The sequence below is a fragment of the Lysobacter sp. S4-A87 genome, from assembly GCF_022637455.1.
Taxonomy (GTDB): domain Bacteria; phylum Pseudomonadota; class Gammaproteobacteria; order Xanthomonadales; family Xanthomonadaceae; genus Lysobacter_J.
Window position 1 is genome coordinate 3,274,993 of the sequence record NZ_CP093341.1, and the last position, 22,412, is coordinate 3,297,404.

Annotated in this window: 18 protein-coding genes; 7 read left to right on the top strand and 11 right to left on the bottom strand. The window is 65.2% G+C overall.

The features are described 5' to 3' along the window. Positions 1-31: 31 nt before the first annotated feature. From coaE to pilB, 4 genes are all read right to left on the bottom strand, one after another. Positions 32-649, bottom strand: a complete 618-nt coding sequence (gene coaE / locus MNR01_RS14710; RefSeq protein ID WP_241918504.1) for a dephospho-CoA kinase — start codon at positions 647-649, stop codon at positions 32-34. 63 nt (positions 650-712) lie between these two features. Continuing rightward, entirely contained in the window at positions 713-1,576 is an 864-nt protein-coding gene (locus tag MNR01_RS14715) for an A24 family peptidase (RefSeq protein WP_241918505.1), read from the bottom strand. A gap of 26 nt (positions 1,577-1,602) precedes the next feature. Further along, positions 1,603-2,856 carry a type II secretion system F family protein gene (locus MNR01_RS14720; protein ID WP_241918506.1) on the bottom strand — a complete coding sequence of 418 codons (1,254 nt, stop codon included), beginning with the start codon at positions 2,854-2,856 and terminating at the stop codon, positions 1,603-1,605. 3 nt (positions 2,857-2,859) lie between these two features. Beyond that, on the bottom strand, positions 2,860-4,584 hold the full coding sequence (pilB, locus tag MNR01_RS14725) for a type IV-A pilus assembly ATPase PilB (RefSeq protein WP_241918507.1): 1,725 nt from the start codon (positions 4,582-4,584) through the stop codon (positions 2,860-2,862). Positions 4,585-4,754: 170 nt separating this feature from the next. Here pilB and MNR01_RS14730 point away from each other — a divergent pair, with 170 nt between their 5' ends. Genes MNR01_RS14730 through MNR01_RS14745 form a run of 4 tightly spaced genes read left to right on the top strand, consistent with a single transcriptional unit; the run spans position 4,755 to position 8,132 of the window. After that, positions 4,755-5,612: a glycosyltransferase family 2 protein gene (locus tag MNR01_RS14730; RefSeq protein ID WP_241918508.1), complete on the top strand. Its 858-nt coding sequence runs from the start codon at positions 4,755-4,757 to the stop codon at positions 5,610-5,612. Next, on the top strand, positions 5,612-6,340 hold the full coding sequence (locus MNR01_RS14735; RefSeq protein WP_241918509.1) for a class I SAM-dependent methyltransferase: 729 nt from the start codon (positions 5,612-5,614) through the stop codon (positions 6,338-6,340). The genes MNR01_RS14730 and MNR01_RS14735 overlap by 1 nt, the downstream gene beginning before the upstream one ends. Then, positions 6,280-7,164, top strand: a complete 885-nt coding sequence (locus MNR01_RS14740) for a class I SAM-dependent methyltransferase (protein ID WP_241918510.1) — start codon at positions 6,280-6,282, stop codon at positions 7,162-7,164. The genes MNR01_RS14735 and MNR01_RS14740 overlap by 61 nt, the downstream gene beginning before the upstream one ends. A 14-nt stretch (positions 7,165-7,178) precedes the next feature. Next, positions 7,179-8,132: a hypothetical protein gene (locus MNR01_RS14745; protein WP_241918511.1), complete on the top strand. Its 954-nt coding sequence runs from the start codon at positions 7,179-7,181 to the stop codon at positions 8,130-8,132. A 27-nt stretch (positions 8,133-8,159) separates the two neighbouring features. On the opposite strand, the gene MNR01_RS14750 is transcribed toward MNR01_RS14745, so the two are convergent. The 7 genes from MNR01_RS14750 to MNR01_RS14780 all read right to left on the bottom strand — a co-directional run bounded on the left by MNR01_RS14750 (position 8,160) and on the right by MNR01_RS14780 (position 18,046). Continuing rightward, a complete protein-coding gene (locus MNR01_RS14750) occupies positions 8,160-9,305 on the bottom strand; it encodes a glycosyltransferase family 4 protein (RefSeq protein ID WP_241918512.1) in 1,146 nt (381 codons plus the stop codon). A 67-nt stretch (positions 9,306-9,372) separates the two neighbouring features. Then, positions 9,373-9,792 carry a pilin gene (locus tag MNR01_RS14755; protein ID WP_241918513.1) on the bottom strand — a complete coding sequence of 140 codons (420 nt, stop codon included), beginning with the start codon at positions 9,790-9,792 and terminating at the stop codon, positions 9,373-9,375. Positions 9,793-9,978: 186 nt separating this feature from the next. Beyond that, positions 9,979-11,499: a hypothetical protein gene (locus MNR01_RS14760; RefSeq protein ID WP_241918514.1), complete on the bottom strand. Its 1,521-nt coding sequence runs from the start codon at positions 11,497-11,499 to the stop codon at positions 9,979-9,981. Positions 11,500-11,980: 481 nt separating this feature from the next. Continuing rightward, a complete protein-coding gene (locus MNR01_RS14765; protein ID WP_241918515.1) occupies positions 11,981-13,927 on the bottom strand; it encodes a hypothetical protein in 1,947 nt (648 codons plus the stop codon). Positions 13,928-14,000: 73 nt separating this feature from the next. Continuing rightward, the gene (locus MNR01_RS14770) at positions 14,001-14,429 is read right to left on the bottom strand and encodes a pilin (RefSeq protein ID WP_241918516.1); all 429 of its coding nucleotides are present in this window, start codon (positions 14,427-14,429) and stop codon (positions 14,001-14,003) included. Between the two features lie 414 nt (positions 14,430-14,843). Next, positions 14,844-16,292 (bottom strand): sigma-54 dependent transcriptional regulator, encoded by a 1,449-nt coding sequence (locus MNR01_RS14775; protein WP_241918517.1) that lies wholly within the window; start codon positions 16,290-16,292, stop codon positions 14,844-14,846. Between the two features lie 131 nt (positions 16,293-16,423). Further along, on the bottom strand, positions 16,424-18,046 hold the full coding sequence (locus tag MNR01_RS14780; RefSeq protein ID WP_241918518.1) for an ATP-binding protein: 1,623 nt from the start codon (positions 18,044-18,046) through the stop codon (positions 16,424-16,426). A 232-nt stretch (positions 18,047-18,278) separates the two neighbouring features. Between MNR01_RS14780 and sucC the strand changes: the two genes are divergently transcribed. The 3 genes from sucC (at position 18,279) to MNR01_RS14795 (ending at position 22,396) form a co-directional block, all read left to right on the top strand. After that, entirely contained in the window at positions 18,279-19,445 is a 1,167-nt protein-coding gene (gene sucC, locus MNR01_RS14785) for an ADP-forming succinate--CoA ligase subunit beta (RefSeq protein WP_241918519.1), read from the top strand. A gap of 12 nt (positions 19,446-19,457) precedes the next feature. After that, entirely contained in the window at positions 19,458-20,333 is an 876-nt protein-coding gene (sucD, locus tag MNR01_RS14790; protein WP_241918520.1) for a succinate--CoA ligase subunit alpha, read from the top strand. 125 nt (positions 20,334-20,458) lie between these two features. Continuing rightward, positions 20,459-22,396 carry an acyltransferase family protein gene (locus MNR01_RS14795; RefSeq protein ID WP_256451847.1) on the top strand — a complete coding sequence of 646 codons (1,938 nt, stop codon included), beginning with the start codon at positions 20,459-20,461 and terminating at the stop codon, positions 22,394-22,396. Positions 22,397-22,412 lie beyond the last annotated feature (16 nt).

Below are 22,412 nucleotides of genomic sequence, written 5' to 3' on the forward strand. Positions count from 1 at the left end.
CCCGGGGAAGCCCAACCCGAACCCGCCGCCCCTAACCCCCAACCGACGCCAGCAACCGATACCTGCGATCCAGCGCCACGATCGGCGCGTCGAGTGCCTCCATCGCCCCATCATTGACCAGCACATCGTCGGCAATGGCGAGCCGCTGGGTCCGCGTGGCCTGCGCAGCGATCATCCTGTCCGCCAGGGCAGCATCGGCCCCGTCGCGCGCCATCAATCGCGCGCGCTGCACCGCTACCGGCACGTCGACCACCAGGATGCGCGCCAGCCAGGGATAGGTTTCGCGGCCACCGCCTTCGGCCAGCAAGGGGATTGCCGCGATCGCATAGGGCCCGGGAGCCGCCAGGCAAGCCGCGTTCAGTGCGGCGCGAACGCGAGGATGGATGATCGCCTCCAGCTGCCGCCTCGCCGCGTCATCGCCGAAGACCCGCTGACGCATGGCCGCGCGGTCGAGGCCACCGTCGGCAGTCAGGACGTCGCGGCCGAACGAAGCGACCACCTCGGCCAGCCCGTCCGATCCGGGCGCCACCGCAGCGCGGGCGGCCACGTCCGCATCGGCCACGAGAACCCCGAGTTCTTCGAAGCGGCGCGTGACCACGCTCTTGCCGGAGGCGACCCCGCCCGTGATGCCGATGATGAAATCGCTCATGCGCGGATCATATAAGCCCCGGTCCCGATTGCGGGAGCAGGGCGCGTCGTGGGCCGCGCGGGCTCAGCGCAGGCCAGAGATCCGCAGGTAGGTGCCGACGATCTGCTCGCCCCAGAAGAAGGTGATCCACCCGGCAACGGCCAGGTAGGGGCCGAACGGAATGGGCGTGGCACGGTCGCGGCCCTTCATCGCCAGCCAGATCGACCCGATGATCGCCCCGACAAGGGACGACAGCAGGATCGTCGGCAGGATGCCCTTGAGGCCGGTCCAGGCGCCGATTGCAGCCAGCAGCTTGAAATCGCCGTGGCCCATGCCTTCCTTGCCGGTGATCTGCTTGAACAGCCACCAGACGATCCACAGGCTCAGATACCCGGCAACGGCGCCGAGCAGGGCCGGTTTGGCCGGGAAGTAGAGGTTGTCGGACGCGGCTATCAGGCCCAGCCACATCAATGGCAGGGTCAACTGGTCCGGCAGCAACTGCGTGCGCAGGTCGATGCCCGACAGCACGATCAGGAAACAGGTGAAGACGATCGCGCCAAAGCCCTGCCAGCCGAAGCCGAAGCGCCAGACGCAGGCGACCACCAGCAGCATCGTCAGCAGCTCGACCAGCGGGTACTGCGGCGAGATCGGCGTCTTGCAGTTGCGGCAGCGACCGCGCAGCGCCAGGTAGCTGAACACCGGGATGTTCTCGTACCAGGCCAGCTGGTGCTTGCAGTGCGGGCAGTGCGAACGCTCGATCACGATCCCGGGTGGCGGCGGATCGTAGGTCTCCGGCTCGCCCAGGACTTCGCGGCTGTCGCGGCGCCACTGCCACTCCAGCCGCTTGGGCAGGCGCAGGATCACCACATTGAGGAAGCTGCCGACCAACAGGCCGAGCCCGGCCGCCAGCGGGAAGCCGATGGCGGGGTTCTGATCTAGGAATGCCATGCGGAATTAAAGCATCGGTGTGGTGATTAGACCACCGCCGCCAGCTTGAAGATCGGCAGGTACATGGCGATGACCATGCCGCCGACGATCACGCCCAGGAACACCATGATCAGGGGTTCGAGCAGGCTGGCCAGCGCGTCGACGGCGTTGTTGACCTCCTGCTCGTAGAACTCGGCGACCTTGAAGAGCATCGTGTCGAGTGCGCCGGCCTCTTCGCCGATCGCGGTCATCTGCGTGACCATGTGCGGGAAAAGGTTGACCTGTTTCATCGCCACATTGACCGGGTACCCGACCGAGACGTCGTCCCTGATCTGGTGCACGGCATCCTCATAGACGATGTTGCCGGTGGCCCCTGCGACGGTATCAAGCGCCTCGACGAGCGGAACGCCGGCCTTGAAGGTCACTGCCAGCGTGCGCGAGAAGCGCGCGATGGCCGAGTTGTGCATGATCTGGCCGACGACCGGGACCTTGAGGGTCATGCGGTCGAGGAACCGCGAGAACGCCACGGAGCGCTTCTTGGCCATGATGAAGCTGGCAATCGTGCCTGCGATGGCGCCGAAAACCAGCCACCAGTAGGCAACCATGAAGTCGCTTGCCGAGATGATCAGCTTCGTGAAAGCGGGCAGGTCCGCGCCGAATCCCTTGAACACTTCCTCGAACTGGGGCACCACGAACACCAGCAGGATCGAGCTGACGATCAATGCGACCGCCACCACCATGGCCGGGTAGAACATCGCCTTCTTGATCTTGCCCTTGAGCGCTTCAAGGTTTTCCTTGTAGGTCGCGACGGTGTCGAGCACCGTTTCGAGCACGCCGGCCGATTCACCGGCCTTGACCAGGTTCCGGTAAAGTTCGTCGAACTGGACCGGGTGCTTGCACAGCCCTTCGTACAGCGAAGAGCCGCTTTCGATATCGGAGCGCACCGTGTTGACCAGCTTCGTCATCCGCGGATTCTTGTTGCCGTTGGCGATGATCTCCATCGCACCGACGATCGGGACGCCCGACTTCATCATCGTCGCGATCTGGCGACTGAAGATGGCGATGTCGAGTGGGGTGATGCGCTTGCCGGCCGCGCCAAACAGCGGCTTGCCCTTGGGCTTGACTACGTTGGGCTTGATGCCCTGCTTGCGCAGTTCGGCGCGCAGGGCATTGGCGTTCTTGGCCTGCTGTTCGCCTTTCATCACCTTGCCGCGCTTGTCGGTGCCCTGCCAGGTGAAAATCGGCATGGCGTCGGCGCGGCGCACGGGGTTGGGCTTGGTGGCAATGCGAGTCGCGGACATGGTTTAGTCCTTGGTTACACGGTTGATTTCGGCGAGGCTGGTAACGCCATTCTTCACTTTCACAAGTGCGGATTGACGCAAGTCGTTGATGCCGGAGCGCAGGGCAGCGTCCGCAATCTGCATTGCATTTCCGCCGGCGAGCACGATCGCCTGGATCTCGTCGCTCATCGGCATTACCTGGTAGATGCCGGTACGGCCCTTGTAGCCTTCGGTGCAATCCTGGCAGCCGACGGCTTCGTAGATCTTGATCCCGTCCGCAATTTCTTCCGGCTTGAAGCCTTCGGCCAGCAATGCATGCTCGGGCAGATGCACTTCGCGCTTGCAGTCGTGCAGACGGCGCGCCAGTCGCTGGGCGATCACGAGGGTGACCGAGGAGGTGATGTTGAACGGCGCCACGCCCATGTTCATGAGGCGGGCGATGGTCTGCGGCGCGTCGTTGGTGTGCAGGGTGGACAGCACCATGTGGCCGGTCTGCGCGGCCTTGATGGCGATCTCGGCCGTTTCCAGGTCGCGGATTTCGCCGACCATGATCACGTCCGGGTCCTGGCGCAGGAAGCTTCGCAGCGCAGCGGCGAAGGTCATGCCGCGCTTGACGTTCATCTGCACCTGATTGATGCCCGGCACGCGGATTTCGACCGGGTCCTCGACCGTGGAGATATTGCGCTGCTCGTCGTTGAGGATGTTCAGGCCGGTGTACAGCGACACGGTCTTGCCCGAGCCGGTCGGACCGGTGACCAGCACCATGCCGTAGGGCTTGGCAAGCGCCTGCTCATAGAGGGCGCGCTGGTCGTCTTCGTAGCCGAGCTTGTCGATGCCCAGCTTGGCGGCGCTGCCGTCGAGGATACGCATCACCACTTTTTCGCCGAACAGGGTCGGCAGGGTGCTGACGCGGAAGTCGATCTGCTTGGTCTTGGAGATGTTGAGCTTGATGCGGCCGTCCTGCGGCACGCGCTTCTCGGCGATGTCCAGCTGCGCCATCACCTTGACGCGGGCGGCGATGCGGGCCTGCAGGCTGGGCGGCACCTTGGCGACCTGCTTGAGCAGGCCGTCAATGCGCAGGCGCACGCGGTATTCGGTTTCGTAGGGCTCGAAATGGATGTCGGAGGCGCCCTTGCGGATGGCATCCACCAGCACCTTGTTGACGAACTTCACTACCGGTGTGTCGTCGGTCTTGACGTCGACGCCAGTTTCGTTGGCCAGGTCGGCATCGCCCGCCGTGACGTCCAGCGACTCCAGGCCATCCTGGTCACCGACGCTGTCGGCCAGGGCGTCGCTCGCTTCCAGCCACGTTTCGATACAGCGTTTGATGCGGTCTTCGTCGACCAGGATCGGCTCGATCGCCAGGTTGGTCTGGAACTTGATCTCTTCCAGCGCCTGGTTGTTGGTCGGGTCGGCGATTCCGATGAAGAGGCGGTTGCCGCGCTTGAACAGCGGCAGCACCGAATGCTTGCGGACCAGCGCCTCACTGACCACCTTTATGGCCGACTGCGCCGGGTCGAATGCAGTGGCATCCAGGATCGGCACGCCGAATTCGATCGAATTGGCGGCAGCGAGCTGGGCGGCCGTCACCAGTCGCTTCTCCGCGAGGTAACCGGCGATCGGCTGCTTCAGGCTGCTGGCTGTCGCCAGGGCCTGGCGGGCGACTGCATCGTCCAGTGCCCCGTCCAGCACAAGGCGCCGGGCAATGCCGGTGATCCCCACCAGATTGGCAGTGGCAACGGTGCTCATGGAGCCCCCTGTGATTCCCCGACCGGACTGTACCGCAATCCTGTTGCCTGGGGAGCGGACCGCGCGCACGTTTGTGCAGTTCCACGACCCGGCCCCCATTAATAAAACAGGGACGCCTGCACCTTCCTGGGGGAGCCCCGATCGCCTACTCTGTGACAAAGGGGGAGGGGATGCGCGTTTCTGTAGTACTACCTGCAAAGAACGAAGCCGAAGGCCTGGCCAGGACACTGCCCGCGCTGCGGGAGCAATGGCCCGAGGCCGAGATCATCGTGGTCGACGATGGGTCCAGCGACGAAACCGCCGCGGTGGCGACCGGGCACGGTGCGAGGGTGCTTTCCTCGCCCTACTCGATGGGTAACGGCGCAGCGATCAAGCGCGGCGCGCGGGCGGCCACCGGCGACGTGATCGTGTTCATGGATGCCGACGGACAGCACAGCGCGGCCCACATCGGGCAGTTGCTGGACAAGCTCGCCGAGGGCTTCGACATGGTCGTGGGCGCGCGCGATGGCTCGGGCCAGGCCAACTTCCATCGTGGACTGGCCAACGGTCTGTACAACCGGCTGGCGAGCTGGATGACCGGGCACTCCATCCTGGATCTGACGTCCGGTTTTCGCGCGGCGCGAGCCGACAGGTTCCGCGAGTTCCTGCACCTGCTGCCCAACGGATTCAGTTACCCCACCACCAGCACCATGGCCTTCTTCCGAAGCGCCTACCCGGTGGCCTACGTGCAGATTCCGGTGGCAAAGAGAGTGGGCAACGGAAGCCATATCCGTCCCCTGAAGGATGGAGTCCGCTTCCTGCTGATCATCTTCAAGATCGCGACCTTGTACTCGCCGCTCAAGTTGTTCGCGCCAGCCGGATTGGCATTCTTCCTCATCGGGTCGGGTTACTACGGCTGGACCTATGCGACCCAGGGCCGCTTCACGAACATGAGCGCCTTGTTGTTCAGTGCGGCGGTGATCATTTTCCTGATCGGTCTCATTTCCGAACAGATCACGTCGCTGTCCTACAGCCGCGGAAACAAGTAATGGCAGTGCTGGCTGCGCGAGCCCGGTCGTTCCTTCGGCGTTTGCGCAGCACGCCACTGCATCCCCAGTGGCTGGTGCCCGCCGACCTGCAATCGGCACCGGACTTTTTCAGCCGTGCCAATGGCGATGTGCTCGACATAGGATGCGCCGATCGCTGGGCGAGCCGACACCTGCCGCCGGGCACCCGCTACATCGGGCTTGATTACCCGGCCACGGGCGTGGCGCTGTATGGCGCCCGGCCGGACATCCTCGCCGACGCCGCCCAGTTGCCTCTTTCCGACGCCTCGATCGACACGGTGCTGTTGTTGGATGTTTTCGAGCATCTGCGCTGCCCGCGCGAAGCCTTGCAGGAGTGTCAGCGCGTCTTGCGGAGCGGCGGCCGCCTGCTGGTTTCCGTGCCGTTCCTCTATCCCGTGCACGATGCGCCGCACGACTACCAGCGACTGACCGTGCACGGACTCCGGCGCGATATCGAGCAAGCCGGTTTGCAGCTGGAATGGGTCAGGCACAGCAGCGGCTCGCTGGAATCGTCCGGACTGCTGATGTGCATCGCGCTGGCGGGGTCGGTCCATGAAGCCTGGCTTCGTCGCAGTGCCTGGCTGGTCGCTGCGCCGCTGCTGCTGGCGCTGGTGCCCATCGTCAACGTGGGCGCATGGCTGGGCGGAAGGTGGTTGCCGAACTGGCCCGCGCTGACCTCGGGCTACCGCCTGGTGGCCATCAAGCCGTGAGTCTGCAACGCGTGCGTCGACAAGAAGAGGATCTGCCCGTAGTGACGACCGATCGTGGCTACCAGTACGACTATTCGCGCGGAAACGAGCAGATGCATTCCGCGCAGGGGCGCCAGCGCAAGGCCGCTACCATGCAGGCGATCCTGCAGGAGGCGATTGGCGACAGGCTTGCCGCGGCCGCCGTCTTGAACCTGGGTTGCTCGACGGGGTTCATCGACGAATTCCTGGCCGGGCACGTAGCGTCGGTGATGGGCGTCGACATCGACCAGGATGCCATTGCGCTCGCTCAGGAGCGGTGCGCCGCCAGCAATGTCCGCTTCCAGGTGGACGACGCGATGCAGCTCAGCTTCGCCGATGAGACGTTCGATGTGGTGATCTGCTCGCAGGTCTACGAGCATGTTCCGGATCCCAATCAGCTGATGAAGCAGATCCACCGGGTCCTGCGTCCGGGCGGCGTCTGTTATTTCGCCGCGACCAACCGCTGGGCGCTGATGGAGCGGCACCACAAGCTGCCGTTCCTGTCGTGGTTGCCCGCGCCGATGGCAGATCGCTATGTCCGCCTGCTCGGCAAGGGCGATGCGTACTACGAGCGGCACCTGGGCTACCGGGAACTGCTGAAGCTGGCCTCTGCATTCCGGGTCGACGACTACACCGGCAAGGTGCTCCTGCAGCCCGACCGATACGGTGCGGCGTACATGCTCGGCGGCACGGCCAAGGCGCGCATCGCCCATTTCCTCTACGCCAATCTCAGGGGCATGTTCCCGGGGTTCATCTGGCTGCTGTGGAAGCCCGAACCTCACGATCGATCCGCGAACGAGCAGTAAGCCGACTGCGCGACATGTCGGACAGCGATCGCAAGCCTGTACTTTCGCGCAACCTGCGCACCGCATGGCGTGTCGTCGCCGCCATCGTGACGCTGGCGGCACTGGTCTGGGTGTTGCTGCTGCTGGCACGCGCCTGGCCCGGGTTGGCGGCACGAAGCAACCAGATCAGCGTCTGGCTGCTGCTGCTGGGTACCGTCGTGTCGATCGCATCGAGCATCCTGGTCTTCGAGGCCTTTGTCGCGATGGCGGGGGTGTTCGGCATCAGGGGCCTGCCGCACCGCCAGCTGGCGCATCTGCATTTCACCGCGCAATTGCTCAAACACCTCCCGGGCCGGGTCTGGGGGATCGGTTACCAATGGATTGCCGCCAGGTCGGCCGGATCATTGGGCGACTGGGTTCGCGCCAATGTCAGCCACATGCTGTTCGCCATATTCTTCGCTTTGTGGTCCTCGTGGCTGGTGCTTGGATTTTCCCGGGGAGCCGGATGGGGCCTGCTCTCGCTTGCCGCGGGCCTGGTCGCGTACTGGGGCGGGTGGTTGCTGGTCTCCCGGCCGGCCGTGACCGGGTGGATTTCGCGCCTGCCGGCGGCATTGAGCGACAAGCTGCTCGCCGCCGAAGGCCTCGCCCAGGCGCCGGTTGCCGTCCGCTTCAGGATATTCACGCTGTTCGCTGCCAGCTGGGTCCTCTACTACGGGGCGTGGCTGTTGTATGGCGCTTCGTACCCGACACTCGGCGCGGCAGGCGGCGCACAGTTGTGTGCGTACTACATGCTGGCCTGGTTCGCCGGTTATGTTTCGCTGATCACGCCATCCGGACTTGGCGTCCGTGAGCTGGTCTTTGCTTGGCTTGCCAAGGATTTCCCGGGCGATTCGGTGGCCCTGATGGCCATCGTCGGCCGCGTCAGCATGTTGTTCGTCGACGTCGTCCTGGGCCTGTTGTTCGCGCCTTTCGCGCCGCGCGAACGCTGATTCCGCCGTTGGTCGCGTCGACGACTGTCAGGGCGACATCGCGCCCAGTCGCCGGTACATGACGGCGTAACGTTCCGCGCAGTCGTCCCACGTGCCGATCCGTTCCTGCGCCCAGGCCCGGGCGCGTTGACCCACTTGCACGTTGGCTGCCGGATCGTCGAGGAGGGCGAGCGCGTCCCCTAGTTCGGCCAGATCGCCACACAGCAGGCCAGTTTCACGGTGGTCCAGTAGATCCTCATGGGCCGCGATGCGCGATGCGACGATGGGCAGTCCGGCGGCCATCGCTTCCAGCATCACCTGGGGCCTGCCCTCGGCGTGCTGGCTCATGGAAATCAGGCCGCACGCCTGCGGGAACCACTCCGCGCACAGCGACGCCGGCGTGGCCGGGCCGTGGTAGTGGACCCAGTCCGGCAGGGCCATCTCCTGCTGCATCGGACCGAAAAGATGCAGTTCGCGTTGACGTCCCGAGAAGTAGGGAGCGCCCCAGTCGAGCAGCGTGCCCAACTTTCCGCGGGTCAGCCGCGACACGCAAAGCCATTTGGCGGGCACCTCCACGCGCGTGGATCGATCGATCTCGAACCAGCCCGGATCGATACCGAACGGGACCACTTCCACCTCGGCGATGTCGCCGAACCGGCGGACCAGGTCGTCGTGCATCCAGTCGGCATTCGGGCAGATCGCTACGCGGCGACCCCGGAATGCCCTTCGCAGCAGGGATGTCATGCCGGGAAGCTTGAGCAGCTGCATGTCCGTGCCCAGCACCGTAACGAGCAAGGGCGTGTCGTTGCGCGGCAGGGTCAGGGCGTTCTGGAGCCAGTTGACATGGTAGAGACGCGTGCCGGTTTCGCGCTGGTATAGACGCCGCAACATCGAGAGCAGGCGCAGTGGCGCGGCCAGTCCGCGCATGCCGCCTGTGCGGACCAGGTGGGCAATGCCGCCAGCCGCCATCAGCGAGGCCAGCCAATGCGCTTCGTCCTCGGTAGCAACGTAGCTTGCGTTGGCGGGGGTTTCACCCGGTGGCGACCAGAGCCGCAGTTGGATGTCGTTCCGCCGCGCCAGCGCCAGGGTCATCTGCCGGATGAAGAGCCCTCGCCAGTCGCCGCTGTCGGCCGGGTACGAGGTGCTGACCATGAGCACGGTCGCGCGCTTGCTGCCGGTAATGTCTTCGGTCATTTCAGGTAGAGCGGGCGAGCCGGGACGTGTCCGGGGAGGACATGATGCGGGATGCCCCGTGCGACTCCTAGCGGCAGGGGGCGGGAAGGTACTTTGCCTCCAGTCCGCCGCACCGCCAGCTCAGGCTGCCATCGTTGTTCTGTGCCTGGAGCGTGAGGACTGCCGATTGGATCTTGGCGTTGGCATTGCTGCTGAAGCGCACTTCGATCTGCCCGGTGTTGTCGACGGTCACGGACTGCACGTGGCGTCCGCTGATCGAGGCCGGGGCCGCCATGCCTGCTTGCGCGTTGTCAGCCGGATATTCCCCTCTGTCGCCGTAGTAGAGAGCGACGGCGAGCTTGGCGCCAGTGGCAAGGCCGAAGCCTTCCGCGACCTGGGCGCGCGTCACGTAGTCCTGGTATGCCGGCAGGGCGATTGCAGCGAGGATAGCGATGATCGCAACCACGATCATGAGTTCGATCAGCGTAAAACCACGATCCGAGTACATGCTTCCTCCTGGAGATTCGACGTCCACACACAGAAGCAGACTCAAGTTCCATGCCAACTATAGGTTCCGGAACGATGTCACATTTCGACAGACGAACGGTGGCTCAGCGGGAGCCAACGGTAGAGAACCCGTTTTCGGCCGGACGGCGGCCCCAAGTCGCGCGAACATTTGGACCCGGAGGGTCACTTACTGCTGGGGGACATGACCCATCGGGGCCGCTTCTCGGCTGTCGGCCACTTCTGACCGCAGCAGCGACTCCAGGCGGTTGAGCTCGTCTTCCCAGTAATGCTGACGCAGCAGAACCCACTGATGGATGCGCGGCATGCCCGGTTTGCCCGCCGTATCGTCCCGAAGGGGCCGCATGCGGTACCGCACGATGTGCGGCAGGGCTGTTGCCGCGCCGCAATGGGTCGCCAGCATTCCAGCTTGTCCAAAGACCTGTGCTGCATGCCGTTCGAAACGCAGGCCGTCGTTGAAGGAATCCAGCGAATTGCGGCAATGACCCCGATGCAATGCCAGCAATCCGGACAGCTGGCTGAGCCTGTTCGACTCCATTGGCTCCGGGGCCGGGTGGCGCCGGGCTGCGGCCACGAGGCGCTCGTAGGCGCCGTCCAGGCCATCGCACGCAGGTGCGGGTGCTTCGAGCTTGTCGCGTAACCAGTGGTGCACCAGGTCCTTGCCGACACCGGTCCGTTCAATGGTGCTTTCGGCTGCCGTCAACGTCGCCGGGCGCACCGAGCCAACGGCACATTCGGCATCGATGAGATTCAACGCGTACTGGACCTCGGTCGTGTCCAGACGTGGACGCAGTCGGGCAACCGCCTTTTCGGGATGGCCATTGTCCAGCTCCAATGCAGCCGCATACGCCTGTGCCCGAGCAGATGCAGGGAAGTGCTCCGCCCACGACATGCCCAATCGCTGCGGGTCACCCCATAGCGAAGCGCGCGAGTGGGTTATCAGGGCAATCGTGCCGAGCAGGACGATCGCCGTTGCGCTTCGCCCGGCAAGCCACTTGCCAGGCGCGGTCAACCAAATGCCCAGAGGCCATCCCAGGAACAGCGCGGGCAGGTAGTTGCGATGCTCGAAGTACAACTCCAGAGGATAGGAGGTGCTCTCCACCAGGTGGCCGCAGAGGAAGAACAGGATGCCGGCGGCGACGGCGGGCGTCCGCTTGCGGTACCGCCAGGCGGTTGCGGCACAGGCCAGGACCGCGACGAGCGCCGGCAGGGAGCTCGACGGACTCCAAAGGCTCGTGGAGACGGCAAAATCGTCGGCGAACAGGCCGCGCGAATGGACAACCGGCCTGAGCAGGAGCCAGACGTAATCGCACAGCGCGCGCGGTTCGGTCAGCAGTCGCTGGCCGACGGTCCAGGGCCGTCCAAACGTGTCGCCCCAGTGCCAGATGCCGATCCAGGTCAACCACAGAACGATCGCTGCCGTTGGCAACCACAGCAGCCCCAGCCGCGCGGGTGCAGGCAGCTGCGAGTTCCGCTGGTTCGCCGGGCGGTCCAGCACCGTGACCTGCAGTACGAGCAGCAGCGCGGGCAGAAGGAAGCCATTGGCCTTGCTCAAGCCGGCGAGCAGTCCGCAGCCCATCACCGAGACCAATGCCAGCAGCGAGCCCTTGCGGTGGAAGCCGGCGCTGAAGGCATCGTTGGCGCGATACCACAGCGCGATCCCGATCAGCACGAAGGTGACCGGCAGCATCGCATGGCGCTGGATCACGTATGCGACGGTCGATACCCAGAGCGGATGCAGGCACCACAGCGCCGCGCCAAGCAGTGCGGCGGCGCGGGCGTGTGCCTCTCCGAGTTGGACGCGGCGCCCGGACTGCAACAACACGCCCGCCAGCAGGACACCATTGAGCAGGTGGACGAGCAGGTTGGTCCGCTTGAACGGATACGGGTCCGCCGGCCAGTTGCTGGCATCGATGAGGAAGCTCAGGGTCGACACGGGGCGACCGGTCGGGTCAGCGATGCCGGAAGTTGCGTAACGCAGGAGGCTCGGCCAATCCGCGATCGGACCATAACGCCCCAGCGCCGGCAGATTGGCGAAGTCGTCGAAAAGAAAGCCGCCCTGCAGCGCGGGCAGGAATACAACTGCAGCCAATGCAACGAGCGCGATCGATGCAGCAACGACTGCACGGGTGGAATCAAACCAGCGCGGTGTCATCGGCGACGAGGGAAGCTCAGAGGCGGCCATTGTCAGGGGCGCTGGCTGGAGGTGCAGCGAGAATGCGCGAGATCTCGGCCAGCTCAGTAGTCAGGTGTCCATCACCGTTCATCGATTCCAGTCGCGCCTTGAGCGCCAGCCCTTCGCGGCGGTTGGCGGGGGAGCCGGAATCCAGCAGGACCTTTGTCAGATTGGCGATGTATTGGCTGTTGCGCGGTTCGCGAGATGTTGCAAATCGAAGCAGTCTGATTGCGAAATCTGGATCATGCAGCACGTTCTGCGCGTAGTTTCCGTAGATCGCGTGCACCGGTGCACTGGTCGGGTAGCGGGACAGAAGCGCGTTGAGCGTCGCCTGCAACTCGGACTCATTCCAAGTGCACTGTCCGACGATGCTGCAGTTCACCAGCGCGTGTGTTGCGCTCAGGGTGTCCGGGCCGGCATCTGACCGCAGTGTCAGCTTACGTCGTAGTTGGGACCAGAGTTCGGGGGAAATTGGTCGCTGACTGCGCCCGTCCATGATCAGCAACGCCTGTTCGCCCATGGCATTGGTCCTGCTGATGTCGGCGACATGCTCAAACTCGCGTCGCGCCATCGACCATTGCGGCGTTTGAGGATCGTTGCCTGCGCTCCTGAGCAGGGCTTCGCCGAGGTAGTACGAAGCACGCGGCGAGTCGGCGTTGCGAGTCGCCAGCTCCAGCGGGAGGCGCTGCGGGTTGCCCCAGGCCATGACCTGGAGCGAGCAGAGGAAAGCAAGCGCGATCAGCGGCATGGCGACGACGACCTGGCGAACGCCGGGGCTGAGCCGGGTGGTCGCCCACGACAAGGGCTGCACCAGGGCCAGCAGGACTCCCAGCAACGCCAGGTAGTTGCGGTGCTCGAATGCCAGTTCCAGCGCGGGAATATTGCTCGTGAGGCCGTGCGCCACCAGGAACCACCCCAGTCCGAATCCAACCATGGGCCAGCGGCGTCGACTGGCAATTGCCACGATCGCCAGTCCGGCCAGCAGCATCGCAGACCAGGCGGTTGCCGGCGGCGCGAAAAGCCCCGTCGAAATCGGAAAGTTGTCGTAGTAGAACCAGAGCCGGTCGGGAGTCGGGTAGAAAATCTGGCCGAGGTACGTGGCAAGCACCGGAATCTGCGTGAGCAGGCGCTGGCCGACGGTGAAGTCGCGTTGCGCGTACGCCTCCGGCGAGGCCCAGTGCGGCACTGCGAACAGTACAAACGCGGCCACCGCTATCGAAACGCCTGCGGCGTATGCCCAGACCCAGATCCGCGAGCGATTCCCGTCGCGTCCCTCGAATTTCAGGAAGCATATCTCGAGCAGCAGCGCGAAGCCTGGTACGAGCAGCGCCGATTCCTTGAAGGCGCAACCAACGACTGTCGACGCGGCCGCGGCCGCGAGCCATGGCCATGCCCGGTTTCCCGCGATCTGGAGGGTGCGGCCGCGCAGATAGGCCAACACCGCAAGCAGGACGAACGTGGTCGCGGCGATCTCCATCCGCTGCACCACGTAAAGGACGCTGGAGACCTGCAACGGATGCAGCAGCCAGGCGGCCGACAGCACCCAGGGAATGAGCGTCGACGCGGTGGTCGCCTGGGAGGCGCCTGTCGGCTTGCAAAGTTGTGCAAGCAACAGGCGGCAAAGCGCGACCACCAGCATGCCGTTGCAAAGGTGGAAGGCCAGATTGGTCAGCTTCAGCCAGAACGGATCCAGGCCGGTGAAGTAGTGGTTCAGCGCAAACGTGGCCATGGCCAGCGGTCGCCCCGAGGCGCTGGACAAACCATGTCCCACGGCACGGCGCCACTGGGCCATGGTCATTTCGGTGAGCTTCCAGTCCTGGTCCGCTACCAGGTTCGGGAAGTCATCGAAGATGAACCCTCCATGGAGTCCCGGCCAATAGACAGCCAGGCAGGCAAGCAGCATGACCATTGAAAGGAGCGTGAAGCGCAGGCGGGAATTCATGTCGTTGCGATCTGCGAAAAAACAAAGGGCCGCACAAGGCGGCCCTTTGTAACAACAGACTGCGGGCAACCGCTTAGCGGCAGCTGCTCGGCAGGTACTTGTTGTTGACGGTGCTGTTGGTGCAGGTCCAGGAGATGCTGCCGCCCTGGTCGCTCGGCGACATGACGAGCGTGCCCGGGACGAGCTTCTTGCTGGCCTTGCCGCCCATCGTGGCGGTGACGACGCCACCGGCGACGGTGACCTGGGAGACGTAGTCGCCCTTGATCGAGCCAGCAACGGCCAGGCCGGCGGTGGCATTGGTGATCGAGGCGAAGGAGCCGACGTTGGCGTACTGCTCGGCCACGGCGGTCTTGGCGCCCGAAGCCAGGCTCATCGCTTCCGACACCTGGCTACGAGCGACGTAGTCCTGGTAAGCCGGCAGCGCGATCGCGGCCAGGATGGCGATGATCGCCACGACGATCATCAGTTCGATCAGGGTGAAGCCTTGCTGATTGTTCTTCATGTGATTCCCCTAGGAGTGTTTTTTGTTACTTCACGTGCCTGTGGGCCGGCGTTCCGGTCCTCGGGCAGCCGTGCTCACCGCACGTGCTGGAAAAGTACACGCATAAGCCGTGCCAAGGTAGCTATTCAGCGCTGAGTAATCCGATCTGCTCGCGATATCACGATTAGGGTCAGTTCTAGCCCCAGGTGGGGTGACGCGTTTCGTCACTGGATTGGGAAAAAGTGACGAGTTGCGTCACTGCCGCGAGCGCAAGGGACGGGGTAGTTTGGTTGGCCATGCGGCCCGGACAGGCGGCCCGAAGTGCATTCCGCGCAAGTCGACTTGATGGGTCATGCCGGATGTCCGCGCGAAATCGCGCCAGCGGCGGCACCTGTACTGCGCGATCAATGCCGGTGCTCGCGCACCGGTGCGGGATCAATCGATCCCCAGCTTCTTCAGCTTGTACCGCAGCGCCCGGAACGTGATGCCCAGCGCCGCTGCGGTGCGCGTCTTGTTGTAGCGGTTTTCCTGCAGTGCCTGCTGGATCGCCGCGCGCTCGATCTCCTCTATGTAGGAGGGGAGCGGGCTGCTGGCTGTGTCGCGTGGATTGAGCGTGCGCGGGTCGATCGCCATCATCGGCTGCCCGGGTACGGCAATCGGGGCCGGTGACGGCGGCGAGGCGGTGGCGGCGGGGCTCGCGCCCGGGAATACCGGGTTCTGCGCCTGCGCTGCCTGCGGCAGGCGCAGGTCGTCGGCAGTAAGGATCTCGTCCTCGGCCAGGGCCAGCGCGCGCTCGAGGATGTTCTCCAGTTCGCGCACGTTGCCCGGGAAGGAATAGCTGCGCAGCACCTCGAGGGCGTCGTCGCTGATCGCAGGCACCGGGCGCGACTGCGCCGTGGCCAGGCGCTTGAGCACCATTGCGACCAGGCCGGACAGGTCATCCTGGCGCTCGCGCAGCGGCGGCACGCGCAGTTCGATGACGTTGATGCGGTAGTAAAGGTCCTGGCGGAAGCGGCCGTCGGTGACGAGCGCGCCCAGGTCCTTGTGGGTGGCCGACAGGATGCGCACGTCGACCGGTACTTCGCTGTTGGCGCCGACCGGGCGGATCGACTTTTCCTGGATCGCGCGCAGCAGCTTGACCTGCATCGACAGCGGCAGTTCGGCGATCTCGTCCAGGAACAGCGTGCCGCCGTCGGCGCTCTGGAACAGGCCCGGCTTGTCGGCGTGGGCGCCGGTGAAGCTGCCCTTCTTGTGGCCGAAGAACTCGCTCTCCATCAACTCGGCCGGGATCGCGCCGCAATTGACCGGAACGAACGGGCCGCTGGCGCGACCGCCTTCGGCGTGGATGGTGCGGGCGACCAGCTCCTTGCCCACGCCCGACTCGCCGACGATATAGACCGGCGCCTGGCTGCGCGCCACCTTGGCGATGGTCTGGCGCAGGGTGGTCATGGCCGGCGACTGGCCGTACAGGCGGGCGGCGACGGCGTCGGCCGGCGGCGCGCTGCGACGGCTCTCGTGGAGGTCCAGGGCATGGCGGACCAGGTCGCGCAGCACCGCCAGGTCGACGGGTTTGGCGACAAAGTCGAACGCACCGGCCTTCAGCGCCTCGACCGCCGCTTCGACATTGCCGAAGGCGGTGATCATGGCGACCGGGGTCTCGGGGTGCTTCTGGCTGATCTCTGCGACCAGGTCCATGCCCGAACCGTCCGGCAGGCGCATGTCGGTCAGGCAGAGGTCATAGCGATTGCGGGACAGCTGGCTGCGTGCCTCCCCGATGGTGGAGGCGGTATCGCAACGCAATCCCATCCTCCCCAATGTCATGACGAGCAGCTCGCGAATATCGCGTTCGTCGTCAACCACCAGTGCACTACGTGTTTCGGCCATCGTCCCCTCCGTGCGCCACGATAACTTAAGGCCGCGTGAAGAGCCAAGCGGAAGTGACGCGCTTCGTGCGTTCAGGTCACACGGCAGGCCGGCGGCAACGATGCGTGGCGTTGACCGGCCGTCCCGCCGGGTCAGGCAGACAACAAGGTATGGCTGCCGACCAGCCGGATCCGGAAGCAGCCCCCGCCGCCGGGCATCGCGACGTAGTCCAGGGTCGCCTGGTTGGCCCGGCAAAGTTCCCGGGCGATGTAGAGGCCCAGGCCGGTGCCATGGCTGGAGGTGGTGAAGAACGGCCGGAACAGGCGCGACGCAACCGACTCCGGAATGCCCGGGCCGCGATCGAGTACGTCGATCGAGGGGGTGCCGGCCTCGTCGGCAAAGACATGGACCGACACGCGCGCCGGTTCGCCCGGCATCCGCCCGTAGGTCAGGGCGTTGTGCACCAGCACGGTCAGCACCTGGTGCAGCTGGCGCGGGTCGATCATCACCGGCAGGCGCGCGACCTTGCCGCCGGTGCGAAGGGTGTCGTGGTCGAGCGGGTGGCTCTCCAGGTACTCCTCGACGAACATGCGGGCGAAGCCGACCAGCTCGACGTGCTCCGGCTTGGCCGGTTCGCGCCGGGCCATGCCCAGCACGTTCTCGACGATGCCGTTCATGCGCACGCCCTGCTGACGGATGATCTCCAGCAGCCGCCGCTCTGCGGTCGGGATGTCGTCGGACTCCTCCAGCAGTTGCACCGCGTAATTGATCGCGGCCAACGGGTTGCGGATCTCGTGGGCCAGGCTGGCCGAGAAGCGCCCCAGCGTGGCCAGGGTCATCGACTCGGCATGGCGCGACAGCAGCGAGGTGTCATCGAGGAAGACCAGCACCTGGTCGCTGCCGGCAAGCAGGCGGGTGAAGCGCGGCACGACCTCGGGCAGGTCCGGCGCAAGCTGCACCGGACTGTCGTTGTTGCTGCCGTCGCTGCGCCAGCGCTGCAGGCGGCGCGCCAGTTCCGGCGCTGCCACGGCCAGGCTGCGGCGGCCGTGCAGGTCGGTGCTCTCGCCGGCGTCGCCGAGCAGCAGCATCGCCGCCTCGTTGGCCAGGCGTATGCAGTCGCCGCGGTCGACCAGCAGGACGCCGGTGCGCAGGCGACGGATGATCAGCTCGTTGATCTCGCCCAGGTGCGCGGCTTCGGCACCGCGGCGCTCGGCCAGGTCGTAGCTGTCGCGCATCTGCCGGCCGAGGATGCTGGTCAGGGTGGCGATGGCCATGTAACCGATGCCGAACATCATCGGTTCGGCCAACGTGCGGCGATCGACCGTCACGTCCAGCGCGCTCCAGGCGAACTCGCCAAACAGGCCGGCCACCGCCACTGCGGCGGCGCCGAGGCCGTAGCGTGGTGGCAGCAGCAGTGCGGCCGCGCCGACGTTGAACAGCAGCATCAGCGCGATGCCGGTGCCCGCGGTGGGCATGGTGTGCATCGCCAGCAAGCCGAAGAACAGGTCCGCCGCGATGCCGGTCAGGGTCTGGCTGCGCAGCTCGCCACGCTTGCCGAACGCAAACAGCAGTGCGGCGATGAACAGATAGGCCAGCGCTACCGAGCGCGCGCCCAGGGCATGGCGCAGCGGCTCGACCAGTTCGGTGGCCGGGCCGAACAGGAAAAACACCAGCAGGGCCGCTTCGAGCAGCCGGTACAGGGTGAAGAAATAGAGCTCGCGGCGCAGCGCGCGATCGGCATCGGCGGCATCGATCGGGGCAAGTGCTAGCGGCAAGCGGCGGTCCGGGTGGGGCGGGTGGTGGCCGCGAGTATGGGGGGCGGCGGGACATTGTTGCCAGATGTGGCGGTTAGCCGCTCCCCGACTGCGGGAGGAGGGCTTGGAGCGAAGGCGGGCAAGGAGGCGACGCGGCGGTTTTGCCCGAACCGCCCCGATCGGCGACAATACGGCCCCCTCGCGCTCGGCCGTGCCGGACCGCGGGGATTCTTTTCACTCCCCTCGGTGACGCATGAATTTTCACGAATATCAGGCAAAGCAGCTGTTTGCCGACTACGGCATCGCTGTTCCGGCCGGGCGCGTTGCGCGCACCCCTGACGAGGCCGTCGCGGCGGCCAAGGCCATCCCTGGCGACCTGTGGGTGGTCAAGGCGCAGATCCACGCCGGTGGCCGCGGCAAGGCTGGCGGCGTCAAGCTCGCCAAGTCCTATGACGAGGTCAAGCAGTACGCCCAGGCCATGCTCGGCACCCGGATGGAGACCTACCAGTCCGCCGGCGTCGCCCTGCCGATCGACTCGGTGCTGATCTCCGAGGGCACCGACATCGCCAACGAGCTGTACCTGTCGGTCCTGGTCGACCGTTCGACCCAGACGATCACCTTCATCGCATCCGCCGAGGGTGGCGTGGAGATCGAGAAGGTCGCCGAGGAGAACCCGGACGCGATCAAGACGCTGCACGTGAACTACGTGCAGGGCCTGCAGCCCTACGAGTGCCGCGAGCTCGGCTTCGCCCTGGGCCTGAACGCCAAGCAGGTCGGCCAGCTGACCAAGATCATGCTGGGCCTGTTCAAGCTGTTCAACGAGAAGGACCTGGCGCTGGTTGAGCTCAACCCGCTGGCGATCCTCACCAACGGTGACCTCGCCGTGCTCGACGGCAAGATCAACAGCGACGACAACGCCACGTTCCGCCACAAGGACCTGGCCGCGATGCGCGACATCCGCCAGGAAGACGAGACCGAGGTGCTGGCCAGCCAGCATGACCTCAACTACGTCACCATGGACGGCAACATCGGCTGCATGGTCAACGGCGCCGGCCTGGCGATGGCGACCATGGACGTGATCTCGCTCAACGGCGGTTCGCCGGCCAACTTCCTCGACGTCGGCGGCGGCGCAACCAAGGAGCGCGTGACCGAAGCGTTCAAGCTGATCCTGTCCTCGGACAAGGTCAAGGCGATCTTCGTCAACATCTTCGGCGGCATCGTCCGCTGCGACATGATCGCCGAGGGCATCATCGCCGCGGTCAAGGAAGTCGACGTCAAGGTTCCGGTGATCGTGCGCCTCGAGGGCACCAACGTCGAAGCCGGCAAGGAAATTCTGAAGAACTCGGGTCTGGCCATTACCCCGGCCGACGACATCAACGATGGCGCGAAGAAGGCGGTTGCCGCCGTCGCTGGCAAGTAAGGGGCCACAGACATGTCCGTTTTGATCAACAAGAACACCAAGGTGATCGTCCAGGGCTTCACCGGCTCGCAGGGCACCTTCCACGCCGAGCAGATGCTCGATTACGGCACCAAGGTCGTCGGTGGCGTGACCCCGGGCAAGGGCGGCACGCAGCACCTGGGCCTGCCGGTCTTCAACACCGTGCGTGACGCCGTCAATGCAACCGGCGCCGACGCTTCGGTCATCTACGTGCCGCCGCCGTTCGCGGCCGACGCGATCCTGGAAGCGGCCGATGCCGGCATCAAGGTCATCGTCTGCATCACCGAAGGCATCCCGGTGCTCGACATGCTGCGCGTCAAGAACACCCTCAAGGGTTTCGAGGACGTCGTGCTGGTCGGCCCGAACTGCCCGGGCGTCATCACCCCGGGCGAGTGCAAGATCGGCATCATGCCGGGCCACATCCACATGCCGGGCAAGATCGGCATCGTCTCGCGTTCGGGCACGCTGACCTATGAAGCGGTCAAGCAGACCACCGACGTGGGCCTGGGCCAGTCGACCTGCATCGGCATCGGCGGCGACCCGATCAACGGCACCAACTTCATCGACGCGCTGAAGCTGTTCCAGGAAGACCCGCAGACCGAGGGCATCATCATGGTCGGCGAGATCGGCGGTTCGGCCGAGGAAGAAGCGGCCGAGTTCATCAGCAAGTACGTGACCAAGCCGGTCGTGGGCTTCATCGCCGGCGCCTCCGCACCGAAGGGCAAGCGCATGGGCCACGCCGGTGCGATCGCCTCGGGCGGCCAGGGCACGGCCGAAGGCAAGTTCGCGGCGATGGAAAAGGCCGGCGTCACGACGGTGAAGTCGCCGGGCGACCTGGGTGCCGCGATTGCCAAGCGCCTGAAGGGCTGATTTTCGCAACTGCACGGCCCGCGGGTTCGGATGGATTCCATCCGGGGCCGCGGGCCGTTCCTGTATCCGCCGCCAGGTGCTGCGGTATTGTGTGGTTGCGACAGCGTTGGGGAACGCAACGGGCAATGTCTTCGGGGATCACCTATCGACCAGAGATCGATGGCATGCGTGCCATCGCTGTCGTTGCCGTGGTGCTGTACCACGCGGGCATCGAAGGGCTCGCCGGCGGATTCGTCGGCGTCGATATCTTCTTCGTCATCTCCGGCTACCTGATCACTGCGCTGCTGCTGCGTGAGCACGAACGTGGATCGATCAGCCTGGTCCAGTTCTATGCACGCAGGGCACGTCGAATCCTTCCGGTGCTGTGGCTGGTGACAGCCTCGACCGTTGCCGCCGCGATGGTGCTGCTGTCGGTGCAGGAGAAGGCCGACGTCCTCGATTCGGGCATGGCGTCGCTGGCGTTCATCGCCAACTTCCATTTCCTCTACAACAGTGGCGGCTACTTCGGCTTGCCTGCCGACGGGTTGCCGTTGTTGCACCTGTGGTCGCTGGCGGTAGAGGAGCAGTTCTACCTGGTGTGGCCGCTGCTGATGATCGCGTGCCTGCGGTGGAGTCCGCGCCGGCTGGCTTCGATGACCATCCTGTGCATCGGGGCATCGCTGCTGGTGGCCGAGTTCTGGTTGGCAAGCGATCCCGAGCGCGCTTTCTACTTGATGCCCGCGCGATTCTGGGAACTCGCGGTAGGGTGCCTGATTGCCACCCGGCCGACGGCAACGCTGCGAGGTCGGGTCCCGTCACTGCTCGCAACGTCCGGGCTCACGGTGATGGTCGCTTCGTTGTTCATGTCTCCCGTGCCGCACTTTCCCGGCCTGGGCGCACTGCCCGCGGTCGCGGGTGCAGCGTTGCTGATCCTGGCGCTGCACGACTCGACGGATATCGGGCGAGCGGGTGCACTGCTGCGATCCCGTGCGATGGTGTTCTTCGGGCTGATTTCCTACTCGCTGTACCTGTGGCATTGGCCGCTGCTGGCCTTCGATTCGCTGCTATCGGTGCAGGATTCTTCACTGGTTGTTCGCCTGGGACTATGCGGCGTAGCCACCACATTGGCTTGGGCGAGTTACCGCTTCGTCGAAGGCCCGGTGCGCAAAGGACCATTCCATGGAGTGCGCGCAATAGGTGGCAGTGCCGCGATCTCCGCGGCGCTGATCGTGCTTGCGTTTGGTTTGAAGTACCAGCTGCCGGCGGCGACGGCGGACCCGGCAGTTGTAGCTAGCACGGACTACCCGACAAACATCGCGAACTGCCATTTCGGATTCGGCATGGAGATTCGCCAGTTACCGGCGAAGCCCTGCTACTCGGATCCGGGCAAGCCCCCGCAAGTCGTGATCTGGGGAGACTCGCATGCACTGGCCTGGCAGCCATTCGCCTGGGAGCTGGCGAATCGCCTTGGGGTTTCAGCAGTCGGCTTTACGCTCGATTCCTGTCCGCCGGTGGATGGCTACTCCCACGTGGACGGTCGGTTCCCGACCCAGTTCAAGCAATGCAGAAGGCTCAATGAGCTCGTGCTGGAGCACGTCGCTGGACGCCAGCTGGATACCATCATCATGAACGGACGATGGGTCAGCTACTTCCCCGAGGTTCCGGACGACCGCTTCAGCCGGGCTGAGTCGGTGGCGATCGCCGACGGGCTCGAGCGCTCCGTCCAGGTGGCATCCAGGCACGCGCGGAGGGTCCTGATCTTCCTGCCTTCGCCGCAGATCCGCGACAACTCGGCCAAGTGCATCTCCCTGCATCGGCTGGAGGCCTGTGCCGCATCGCGGGAAGAGTTCGATCGTTCGAGCGCCAGGGCCCGTGCACTGCTGAAGGGGCTCGCTGCGCGATATCAGAACGTGACGCTCGTGGATCCGGCAGATTTTCTTTGTGATGGCGGGACTTGCCCGGTGATGAAGGACGGCTACGCCCTCTATTGGGACAGCCACCATGTCTCGTCCACCGCGGCAAGGGCTTTCGCACGCGCCTACCTGGACTCGCCCATGCTGCCGGCCAGCATCCTGCGCCCGTAATCACCCCGCGACGATG

Coding starts and splice junctions, on each gene's coding strand:
- MNR01_RS14745 (WP_241918511.1), top strand. CDS start 7,179: ATGTCGGACAGCGATCGCAAGCCTGTACTTTCGCGCAACCTGCGCACC.
- sucC (WP_241918519.1), top strand. CDS start 18,279: ATGAATTTTCACGAATATCAGGCAAAGCAGCTGTTTGCCGACTACGGC.
- MNR01_RS14735 (WP_241918509.1), top strand. CDS start 5,612: ATGGCAGTGCTGGCTGCGCGAGCCCGGTCGTTCCTTCGGCGTTTGCGC.
- MNR01_RS14775 (WP_241918517.1), bottom strand. CDS start 16,292: ATGGCCGAAACACGTAGTGCACTGGTGGTTGACGACGAACGCGATATT.
- MNR01_RS14730 (WP_241918508.1), top strand. CDS start 4,755: ATGCGCGTTTCTGTAGTACTACCTGCAAAGAACGAAGCCGAAGGCCTG.
- MNR01_RS14715 (WP_241918505.1), bottom strand. CDS start 1,576: ATGGCATTCCTAGATCAGAACCCCGCCATCGGCTTCCCGCTGGCGGCC.
- MNR01_RS14750 (WP_241918512.1), bottom strand. CDS start 9,305: ATGACCGAAGACATTACCGGCAGCAAGCGCGCGACCGTGCTCATGGTC.
- MNR01_RS14760 (WP_241918514.1), bottom strand. CDS start 11,499: ATGCTGCCGGTCACCTTCGTGCTGATCGGGATCGCGCTGTGGTATCGC.
- pilB (WP_241918507.1), bottom strand. CDS start 4,584: ATGAGCACCGTTGCCACTGCCAATCTGGTGGGGATCACCGGCATTGCC.
- MNR01_RS14795 (WP_256451847.1), top strand. CDS start 20,459: ATGTCTTCGGGGATCACCTATCGACCAGAGATCGATGGCATGCGTGCC.
- MNR01_RS14765 (WP_241918515.1), bottom strand. CDS start 13,927: ATGAATTCCCGCCTGCGCTTCACGCTCCTTTCAATGGTCATGCTGCTT.
- MNR01_RS14720 (WP_241918506.1), bottom strand. CDS start 2,856: ATGTCCGCGACTCGCATTGCCACCAAGCCCAACCCCGTGCGCCGCGCC.
- coaE (WP_241918504.1), bottom strand. CDS start 649: ATGAGCGATTTCATCATCGGCATCACGGGCGGGGTCGCCTCCGGCAAG.
- MNR01_RS14755 (WP_241918513.1), bottom strand. CDS start 9,792: ATGTACTCGGATCGTGGTTTTACGCTGATCGAACTCATGATCGTGGTT.
- MNR01_RS14770 (WP_241918516.1), bottom strand. CDS start 14,429: ATGAAGAACAATCAGCAAGGCTTCACCCTGATCGAACTGATGATCGTC.
- sucD (WP_241918520.1), top strand. CDS start 19,458: ATGTCCGTTTTGATCAACAAGAACACCAAGGTGATCGTCCAGGGCTTC.